A 10,388-nucleotide genomic window follows, 5' to 3' on the forward strand; every position below is an offset into this window, starting at 1 on the left:
GAATTAAGAACTCTGGGTAGTCATACTAGCATCTTACTCAAAAGACCAATTTAGATAAAGTTCGCGTACCCAATTCCAAGGTTCTTCATTCTCCAATCTAATCTTAGGTTGAAATCTAGGGTAAAGATTTTCGACCACAGCAGCATCTTGTTTTATAATCTCATTGGCAGCACTTAACAATAGTGGATTAATTATCCAGTTGAGAACACCTAAAGACCGTTCTGCAAAAACGAGCATAAACGTTCGAGTTGTTGTTTCTGTCTCTGGATAAATGACAAAAACATCACATACTGTTCCCAAAGGACTTTCTGAATAAAAGGCTACTAATGATGGAAAATAATTTTTGCTCATTGCCTTAACCCTTTTTGGATAAGTGAGCAGTAGCGGATTTTTTATATACTCTGCTAGAGTGTTGTCCTCTCGAATTTGTGATAGATCAACTACAGATGAGTATCCATCGTCACGAAATTTATCGATCTTGATATCCTTAAATTTAAATAAATCTCGGTGCGTTGCTTTTGCGTGATTGTAATCATGGTTGATTTCTAATGCATACAAAAAAGGTGCTTTAATACTGATATCTCCAGCTACACCAACAAATCTATACTGATTTAAAACCTCTTCTAAAATCGTAGGAATGGGAATTTTAGCTTCTTTATTGGCATATGTCCAAATAAAATCACCTTGCAAAAATAGCTCCAGCGGTTTAGCAAGTGGCTTGGAGATTTTTTCGTTTGCCACAATGGTTCTTCCTTGCGAATCAAACTCTAATGCATGATAGGGACAAGCAATGGTATTGCTGTTGGGACAAATCCAACCATTAGAAAGCTTTGCTCCCAGATGTGGGCAGATATTTTCTAATGCTGAGATTTCCCCTTTTTCATTTTTCCACAGTACATAATCTTCTCCACAAATTGTAAATAGTTTAGGTTTATTAACACTTAGCATTGATTTGTGAGCAATTAACCAAGGCGCACCAGGTAAATTCCAACTCATATTTTTCTCTTTTGCTCTAATGCATCAATTAAGGTATTCACCATCCAGTCGAAACTCTGATTAATTGACTCTGGGAAGATAAACAAACCTGCTCTTTCCGCCAGCACAAAACCATGCAAGAGACTATTAAACATCCGTGCTGCATGAATCATTTCATCTTGATTTAATCCAAAGGGTGTTAGAACTCTGGAATAGAAGGCTAAAAGTTCTTCAATGATGGGAGCGAAGTCTGGATCTTCTAACTCAAGTGAATAATTTGTCACAATTGCATACAGTGCTGGATTTTCACTAGCACAGCGATAGTAAGTATGAGCAGCATTTTGTAACAATACTCTTCTATCCTGAATGTCTACAGCCTGTTTGATGTAGGTATCCAGAAATCTTCGCCACCCTTCTAATACAACAAGGCGTTTTAACTCGTCATTTCCCGCAACGTGATTGTACAACGACGGGGGTCGAATACCGAGTTCCCTTGCAACTCTGTTGACCCCTAATGCGGATTCACCCTCTTTTTCTAAGCAGGCGATCGCCGCCTCCACAATCTCTTTTCGTGTCAGCGTTTGTCCTTTGGGACGCCCCATAATTCAGACTTTACAAAAACTAATACTATTAGTTTAAACTAATGATATTAGTTTTGTCTATAGGAGACGTGGGGAGTGTCAATCAAACACATACTTTTGAGCTACTTTCCAATAACGGGAAAAGCGCTTGAGATCTATATAGCCGTCGTACTCAAAAAATGGCTTCACTTCCAGAATTTCGATTGGCAAAGAACCTTGAATTTCATCACAGATTGTGGTAAACCGAGGACTAGGGCTGTTTACTGTAACGACTTTGTTTGCATGATTGTCTCTCGCAAAAGCTAAAACTTCTTGTGCTACATTGCCACGGTGAATAACAACTGGTAGTTCTAGCAAGCATTCGTAGATAAAAGTGAGGCGCTTAAGACTCAGTTGCCATTCCTCTATTAAAGCATCGTCCCAAACCCAGATAGCAGGCGCATCCGGGTATTTTTGTAATGCAGGGTTCTTGGGACTGAGACAATCACCATGTACCCAAATAATTGGTTTAGTCACAAGATTATCCGTTTTGGGTTATTGCTCACTAATTTTAACGGCGTTTTTTTCCGCGTTGAAAAGTTTGGCTGTTTGGTTGCTTGATAAATTCCCCTTTAGGAAACAGTTTTACTTCTAGTTCTTCATAACTACCCTCAAAATCACAATGACCATAGAGAGGACACTGGTGACAGTAAACGCCTTCAGTATACCGTTCTAAGTTTTCACGATTGAAAAAATAGGGTTTTTGACTAAAGGTGCTGGCTACCCACTGCCATGACATATTATTGCTAGCTGGATCACCATCTAATAAATGTTCAAGAAACCATCTTGCTCCTGTTTGCCAACGAATACGACGCCAATGAATAATGTAAGCTGCTAGCCACATACGGGCGTGATTATGCAGATAGCCAGTTTCTCGCAAATCACGGCTGAAGCTATCTATGCAGACTCTATCTGTCGTGGATTGTCTAATGTCATCTGGGAAATTAGGTGAGTAGTCTCTAGGGGTATAGCCTGTTTTGTATTCCTCCTGATCTTTCCAAATTGCATCTCCTAGCTTGACATACAATCTTTGCCAGTAGTCACGCCAGCCTAATTCGTTAATGAGTTTAGTAGCTTCGTCTTGATTTTGTACATGTTCAAGAACGTAATCCCTGATTTCCCGTAAGCTAAGGACTCCGTAGCGAATATAGGGAGAAAGTTTTGTTACAGCCCCACTAAAAAAGTTACGTGTTTTTCCGTATTTTGCTGGGTCTACTTTTTGTAGGGCGTTCTCTGCAGCTTTCCGTCCACCGACAGTCTCGCTAATGTGGTCATCCGGTTCGGCTGCGTTTGGGAATTGCTGGCGGAGGTAAGCTACCAAATCTTCTCGGTTGGAAAAGTCGCGTCGCAAATCGTTTGTCATGTAGGCTTTATATAGAAGCTGCCAGTATTATCGCTGATGAATGGATGAGATCGCCTCTCTCCTAGGATGCACTGGTATACTCTACGAGGCACTACGCACTGTTTATAAGGTAGCAAACTATAATATTTTCTACAAAACTTGGCATAATTATCCGACTCATTGAGTAAGCTGATGTAACTCTCTTGTATGAGGCGGAAACCTACATTCGCCGTGAGATTTTATATCCTCCAGTAGAGGATTTCCCCTATCAGGTTATGATAGCAGCATATACACTGTTGCAAAACCGATGAGTCTGTGCGCAAATCCTCACTGCCAGAAACCTCAGAATCCAGATAATCTCCTATTTTGCCAACACTGTGGTTCAGAGTTGCTACTGCAAGGAAGGTATCGGATAGTAAAACAGCTTGGGAAGGGCGGCTTTGGTAAGACTTATGAAGTTAGCGAAGCGCGAAGCAACATACCCAAAGTTCTCAAAGTGCTAGTCAACACTGAAACTAAGGCAGTAGAGTTATTCAAGCAAGAAGCTGATGTTCTGAAACTGTTGGATCATCCTGGTATTCCTAAAGTCGAATCAGACGGCTATTTTGAGTATCTGCCAAGAAACTGGTCTGATCCTTTGCACTGTCTGGTGATGGAGAAAATAGAAGGACTAGATTTACAGGAGTACTTGACACAGCGAGGTAATCGACCAATTGAGCAAAAATTAGCACTTCAATGGTTGACAGATATAGTTAATATCTTGCAACAAGTACATCAACATAACTTTTTCCATCGGGATCTCAAACCGTCCAATATTATGTTGAGGGCAGATGGACGCTTAGCGCTGATTGATTTTGGCACAGCACGAGAAATTACATCCACTTATATGGCAAAGCAGCCTATTGCCCAAGTTACAGGCGTTAATTCCCCAGGCTATACTCCGCCAGAACAAATTAATTATCAAGCTGTCCTACAATCTGATTTTTTTGCGTTGGGACGCACTTTTGTTTTTCTGCTAACGGGTAAGCAGCCAACTGATCTAGACATCTATGATTTTCAAAATGATACGTTGAACTGGCGTAGTTATGCTCCTCAGATCGCACCACAACTGGCAGATTTTATAGACCAGATGATGGCGCGTTTACCCAACCAACGTCCAGCAGATACTCAAGTTATCTTACAAAGACTAGCAGATATTCAGCAGGTTTTGTATCCTCCTCATGTAAGTCAACCGCCCAAAAACCCTCCTTTACAAGTGCAACTACCAGTTAACCCGACTACGGGATGGACACGACGACGATTTACCAAATGGCTTGGTTTTGGTGTTCTTGGACTAGCTGGGGCTGGCTTAATGTATATCTTGTTTCCCAAGAACAGATCAACCTTAACTGTTTCTCGATTCGGAAATGGTGATTACAAAACTATCAGTGAAGGGATCAGCAACGCTGCTCCTGGTACACGTATTTTAGTCCAGCCAGGTCTTTATCAGGAAAGCATCGTCATCAACAAGCCGTTAAAAATTATAGGTGATGGATCTAAGGCCGATATTATCATTGAGAGTACAGACTCAAATTGCATTTTGATGCAAACTAACTACGCTGAAGTTAGTGGGTTGACATTGCGCGGTCAGGCTGGATTGAAAAATAAACAATACTTTGCTGTACATATTCCTCAAGGAGACTTATTACTAACAGACTGTGATATCACTTCTGACTCACTGGCTTGTGTCGGGATTCACGGTTCTACAGCTAAGCCGGTTATAAGAAATTGCCAAATTCATAACGGTAAGGCGGATGGCATTTTTGTCTACGACAATGGACAAGGGACAGTAGAAGATTGCGAGATTTTTGCTAATGCACTATCAGGACTGGAAATTAAAGAGGGCGCTAACCCTGTCATCCGAAGATGTAAAATCCATGACGCTCAGCAGGATGGCATTTTGGTTCACAAGAATGCACAAGGTACCGTGGAAGACTGTGAGATTTCCCACAATGCGCTAGGAGGAGTGGAAATCAGGGAGAATGCCAACCCCGTCATCCGAAGGTGTAAAATCCATGACGGTAAAACAGGTGGTATCTATGTCCACAAAAATGGACAAGGAACAGTCGAAGATTGCGAGATTTCAAGCAATGCTTACTCAGGCGTAGAAATCAAAGACGGTGGTAACCCCGTCATCCGACGAAGCAAAATTAATGGGAATACATACAATGGTGTGTATGCACACGATAAAGCTAACGGAACTATTGAAAACTGCGATGTGACAGGCAATTTTCGTGGTGCTTTTAATATTGATAGCACTTCTCAAGTGCAGCTTAATGGAAACACTCAATAAGCATTTATTTTCAACAAGCAAATGCGATCGCCTAGCTGTACAATGAATAACACACTTTGTATTCTCGTTCGCTCTCGCCTCCCAACATGTCTCAACGCCCTATATATCTTGATTATCAGGCTACTACACCCGTAGATCAACGTGTTGTCACAGCAATGCTACCCTACTTCACTGAACACTTTGGCAATCCTGCCAGCACTAGTCATGTCTATGGTTGGGAAGCGGAAGCTGCTGTTAAACAAGCACGGGAAATAATAGCAAAAGCAATCAATGCCACACCAGAAGAAATTGTTTTTACCAGTGGTGCGACAGAGGCTAATAACTTAGCAATTAAAGGGGTAGCGGAAGCTTATTACCAAAAAGGACGCCATATTATTACTGTAGCTACGGAACATGGTGCAGTCCTAGATCCTTGCAGATATTTACAATCTCTCGGCTTTGAAGTCACATTCTTTCCAGTCCAAAAGGATGGACTCATTGATTTAAGCAAGTTAGAAACAGCGTTGCGTGCTGACACGATACTGGTTTCGGTAATGGCTGCTAATAACGAAATTGGTGTATTGCAACCAATAGCGGAAATTGGAAAGATGTGTCGTAGTGCCGATGTCCTTTTTCACACTGACGCAGCACAAGCAATTGGTAAAATTCCCCTTGATGTGCAGTCAATGAACATTGACATGATGTCGTTAACAGCACATAAAATATATGGTCCTAAAGGGATTGGTGCGCTTTACGTTCGCCGCCGTGATCCAAGAGTAAAATTGGCTCCTCAGCAGCATGGTGGTGGACATGAACGAGGAATGCGTTCTGGTACCTTATATACACCGCAAATTGTAGGATTTGGGAAGGCTGTCGAATTGGGTTTACAAGAACAAGTCATACAAACCCTACGCTTAAATCAGTTAAGAGAGAGATTGTGGGAACAACTCCAGGTGCTAGAGGGTGTTCATCTCAACGGACACCCAACCCAAAGATTACCTGGAAATTTAAATATCAGTGTTGAAAACGTGGATGGAAACGCACTACTGTTAGGCTTGCAAACTGTGATGGCTGTGTCTTCAGGATCTGCTTGTTCCTCAGCGACGACGAAACCATCCCATGTTCTTACAGCATTGGGGCACTCACCAGAACTAGCTTATGCATCAGTCCGCTTCGGAATAGGACGTTTCAACACTGTTGAGGAGATTGATAAAGCAGCCGAACATGCGATCGCCACAATTAAAAGCTTACGTCGGTAATGGGGAATGGGGAATGGGGCATGGGGCACGGGGCATGGGGGCATTGGGCATTAAGGATTAGTTATCTCTCACGCCCCTGCTCCCCTGCTAAGAGATCCCTGCTCCTGTGCTCCCTATTCTCTCTTAAGTCTTGCTACTAAAGTATCAATAGCTTTTTGTTTTTGCGGATCTGCGCCTTGGGCATATTCAAGTTGAAATGGAACGATGATATCTGGGGTGACGCCATTGCCCTCTAATCTTTCTTTTTCATTAACAAACACATTTGCAACGGCTAAATAAAGCAAGCTACCGTCCTGCATTATAAAAGGACTACCAGCAAGCACTGCTCCCGTTGTTTTTGCACCAATTAAAGGTCCAATTTTATGCTGCTGAAAACCGAAAGCTAGAATTTCTTTACTACTTCTGCTTCCCTGATTCACCACCATAGCTACTGGCTTTTTCCATTGAGGAATATATGTGTATTTTTTGCCATTGCGGGAAATACTGGTAATGCTTGGACCTTCTTGAGCAGTAAATATATTTAGATAATCAATATCTCCTCCACCCCATCCGTCTCTAAGATCCAAAATTAATGCATCTGCCTGTTTAAGACGACCATAGAGTAATTCATTTTGAAGCTGCTGGTGTTCTGGATCTGCTGCATTTGACCAGATATGAATGTAACCTATTTTTTTATTTTCCTGTTGGATGACTTGCACACTGGCTTTTTGAGCGTCCAAGAACATTGTTGTTCCGTCAAAAATCTTTGGCGCGATCGCAATTTGTTTACGACTATTGGGATCGGCGGAACGCTGAATTGATAGTTGAACTTTTTGCCCTGCTTTACCGGTAAAAGACTGTATTGGTTGATATGGGTGATTATCTACACTGAGAATTTGATCACCAACTTTCAACCCGGCTTCTGCTGCTGGGCTACCATCAATAATAGCACTAATAAAAGTCTTACCATTAATATCTTTAGTGACAGCGCCGATACCGCTATACTCTACTTTCCCATTGGGGAGAAATTTTTTTAACTGCTTTTGTAAATCGTTGTTGTTCGTTAGAAAAACTCCCAAAAGCTGATAGTATGCAGGCTCATCTCTGGTATAAAAGTGAGTGTGAGAACTGTGCAATTCTGAGAGCATCTGATTAATAACAACAGCGACTTCTTGGCTCGACTTAGTTCTCACCGCTTGCTGCTTATACTTTTCCCGTATTGCTTTCCAATCGACTCCATTAAAGTTTGTATCGTAAAAATTATCATTAACTGTTTGCCAAGCTTGTTCAAAGACTTTAGTCTCAGGTGTTGCTAGTATCTTGGGCAGTGGTGAAACTAACCACAGGAGGAGCAAAACAGAGAAACTTGTCAGCAGGGTTGTAGCTAACCTCCTTAGCCGAAGAAATATTAGTTTTTTCATCTGGCTCCTTTGTACTCTTTTGGGTAGACGCTTATTAGCTTGTCATCAAAGAATGACGATGAAAGTTTTTTGCTAATAGTTCCGCTTCATAGGCATTATGTGTCGTACCAGTGTTGAAGGTAACTCAGATAACCAGTCATGAGTACAGATGTTTGGTACTCAATTAACCATATAGACTAGTTACAGCGCTCTGTGTAGGTAAAAAACACTATGGCAATTAACACAGATAATATTGAATCATATAGGGCACTAGCACTCCAAGTGACTTGCCACGCCGTCAACAGAGCAACTGACCGCCAAGAAGCCCATTCTTGGATGCAAAACTCTATCAATCGTTTGGCGCAACAGATTGCTGCTAGCGTTGCTTTTATTGGTTTTGACTGCCGTTTAATCGTCTTACCTGAATATTTTCTTACAGGCTTTCCTATGGGAGAGTCATTAGCTGTTTGGGCAGAAAAAGCTTGTTTGGAAATGGCGGGTGCTGAATATGATGCTATTGGTAAAATTGCGCAAAAACACGGCATTTTTATTGCAGGTAACGCCTACGAACTCGATCCCAATTTTCCAGGATTGTACTTTCAGACTTGCTTTGTGATTGACCCGTCAGGCTCTGTGGTATTACGGTATAGGCGATTGAATTCTATGTTTGCTCCGACACCACACGACGTCTGGGATAAATATTTGGATTGCTATGGATTGGACGGGGTATTTCCAGTTGCGAAGACTGCGATTGGTAATTTGGCAGCGATCGCATCTGAAGAAATTTTGTACCCAGAGGTGACGCGGTGTCTAGCGATGCGCGGGGCAGAGATTTTTCTCCATTCAACTTCAGAAGTTTATGGATTCTCGTGTTCGCCTAAAGAAGCAGCAAAAATCTCTCGCGCTGTGGAAAATCTTGCATACGTTATCTCAGCAAATTCCGCAGGTATAGCTAACAGCCCTATCCCCGAAGCTTCTGTTGATGGTGGTTCTAAAATTATTGATTATCAAGGAACAATTTTAGCGCAAACAGCGACAGGGGAGAGTATGGCTGCTTTTGCAGAGATTGATTTAGCTGCTTTACGTCGCTACCGTCGCAGACCAGGGTTAAATAATTTACTAAGCCGACAGCGCTTTGAAATTTACGCTGAGAGTTACCGTCAGTCAAATTTTTATCCTGTTAACACAATGCTAGATAAACAAGAAGTAGAGCGTAAACATTTCTTGCAAACTCAGCAAGAAACGATTGAGCGTTTAGCTAGACTAGGGGTAATCTGAAAAAAAATTTCATTAAAGGGGAGTAGCTACTAACAACACCCTACTTTTAAAAAAATTCCTTAACAAATGTCCAAACCTATAGAAGTTCGTAATCCTCGCACCGGCAAATATGACTACGTAATTATCCCACCGCCTTCAAAGCTATTGGTACAGCTATGTAACCGTTTACGTAGATCTCAAGTTAATTGGCAGAAAATCGGACTAAAAAATAGAATTGAAGCTTTGCAGCAGTGGAAAAAAGCCTTATTGTCAGGACTTGATAAACTAACAGAAGCTTTAGTCAATGATACAGGAAGACTCTCAATTTCAACACTCGAAATAGACTCATTCATCTCCTCTATTGATCGATGGTGTACCTTAGCACCAAATTTGCTACAAGAAACGATACAAGATACAACAATTTCTTTTATCGAACTGCAACAAAGTGCGGTTCCGTACCCTTTAGTCGGAGTTATCAGTCCGTGGAACTTTCCGCTTTTGCTCTCAACAATTGATGCAATCCCAGCATTATTAGCAGGTTGTGCTGTCATTGTAAAACCAAGCGAGATTGCGCCCCGCTTCACAGCGCCTCTGTTGACAGCAATCAATTCTGTTCCCATGTTGCGCGACGTACTAACTTTTATTGAGGGAGACGGCGAGACAGGTTCTGAACTGATTGAAAATGTAGATTTAATTTGCTTTACAGGAAGTGTTGCTACAGGACGAAAAGTCGCAGAAAAAGCAGCTAGGCTTTTCATTCCGGCGTTTTTGGAATTAGGAGGCAAAGATCCCGCGATCGTTCTGCGGTCGGCTAATTTAGACCTAGCGACAGATGCAATTTTGTGGGGTTCGGTTGTCAATACTGGACAGTCATGCCTCTCTATTGAGCGCATTTACGTTGCTGAATCTATATTTGAACAATTTGTTGAACAGCTAGTGGCAAAAGCGCAACGCCTACAATTAGCTTATCCAACACTTGAAAGTGGAGAAATTGGCCCAATCATTGCAGAAAAACAAGCCGCAGTGATCAGTACCCATCTGTTGGACGCAGTTTCTAACGGCGCGGTTGTTCACTGTGGCGGAAAAATTGAGGATGATGGTGGTGCTTGGTGGTGTCGTCCTACGGTTCTCACCTCTGTTAACCATTCTATGAAGGTGATGACTGAAGAGACTTTTGGCCCAATTATGCCTGTGATGCCTTTTTCTACCGCTGAAGAAGCGATTAACTTAGCAAATGATTCAATT

At 41.8% G+C, this 10,388-nt stretch carries 9 protein-coding genes; 4 read left to right on the forward strand and 5 right to left on the reverse strand.

Translation table 11 applies throughout. The features are described from left to right. Positions 1-33: 33 nt before the first annotated feature. The 4 genes from G4P69_RS23960 to G4P69_RS23975 form a co-directional block, all read right to left on the reverse strand. Positions 34-996 (reverse strand): Rieske 2Fe-2S domain-containing protein, encoded by a 963-nt coding sequence (locus G4P69_RS23960; RefSeq protein ID WP_208343866.1) that lies wholly within the window; start codon positions 994-996, stop codon positions 34-36. Then, the gene (locus G4P69_RS23965) at positions 993-1,577 is read right to left on the reverse strand and encodes a TetR/AcrR family transcriptional regulator (RefSeq protein WP_208343865.1); all 585 of its coding nucleotides are present in this window, start codon (positions 1,575-1,577) and stop codon (positions 993-995) included. Before G4P69_RS23965 ends, G4P69_RS23960 begins: the two co-directional genes overlap by 4 nt. A gap of 78 nt (positions 1,578-1,655) precedes the next feature. Further along, positions 1,656-2,072, reverse strand: a complete 417-nt coding sequence (locus G4P69_RS23970) for a hypothetical protein (protein ID WP_208343864.1) — start codon at positions 2,070-2,072, stop codon at positions 1,656-1,658. Positions 2,073-2,106: 34 nt separating this feature from the next. Continuing rightward, positions 2,107-2,958 (reverse strand): FAD-binding domain-containing protein, encoded by an 852-nt coding sequence (locus tag G4P69_RS23975; protein WP_208343863.1) that lies wholly within the window; start codon positions 2,956-2,958, stop codon positions 2,107-2,109. Between the two features lie 286 nt (positions 2,959-3,244). On the opposite strand from G4P69_RS23975, the gene G4P69_RS23980 reads away from it, so the two are divergent. Together G4P69_RS23980 and G4P69_RS23985 are read left to right on the forward strand one after the other, a co-directional pair. Then, entirely contained in the window at positions 3,245-5,269 is a 2,025-nt protein-coding gene (locus tag G4P69_RS23980; protein WP_208343862.1) for a pectinesterase family protein, read from the forward strand. An 86-nt stretch (positions 5,270-5,355) separates the two neighbouring features. Then, positions 5,356-6,507: an IscS subfamily cysteine desulfurase gene (locus G4P69_RS23985; protein WP_208343861.1), complete on the forward strand. Its 1,152-nt coding sequence runs from the start codon at positions 5,356-5,358 to the stop codon at positions 6,505-6,507. 113 nt (positions 6,508-6,620) lie between these two features. Here G4P69_RS23985 and G4P69_RS23990 read toward each other — a convergent pair whose 3' ends face one another. Continuing rightward, positions 6,621-7,907, reverse strand: coding sequence for a S41 family peptidase (locus G4P69_RS23990; protein WP_208343860.1), 1,287 nt, complete (start codon positions 7,905-7,907; stop codon positions 6,621-6,623). A 210-nt stretch (positions 7,908-8,117) separates the two neighbouring features. Between G4P69_RS23990 and G4P69_RS23995 the strand changes: the two genes are divergently transcribed. Next, positions 8,118-9,164, forward strand: a complete 1,047-nt coding sequence (locus G4P69_RS23995; protein ID WP_208343859.1) for a nitrilase-related carbon-nitrogen hydrolase — start codon at positions 8,118-8,120, stop codon at positions 9,162-9,164. Between the two features lie 66 nt (positions 9,165-9,230). Beyond that, the coding region (locus G4P69_RS24000) for an aldehyde dehydrogenase family protein (protein WP_208351696.1) at positions 9,231-10,388 on the forward strand (1,158 nt) is incomplete at its 3' end.

This window comes from Aetokthonos hydrillicola CCALA 1050, assembly GCF_017591665.1.
Taxonomy (GTDB): Bacteria; Cyanobacteriota; Cyanobacteriia; order Cyanobacteriales; family Nostocaceae; genus Aetokthonos; species Aetokthonos hydrillicola.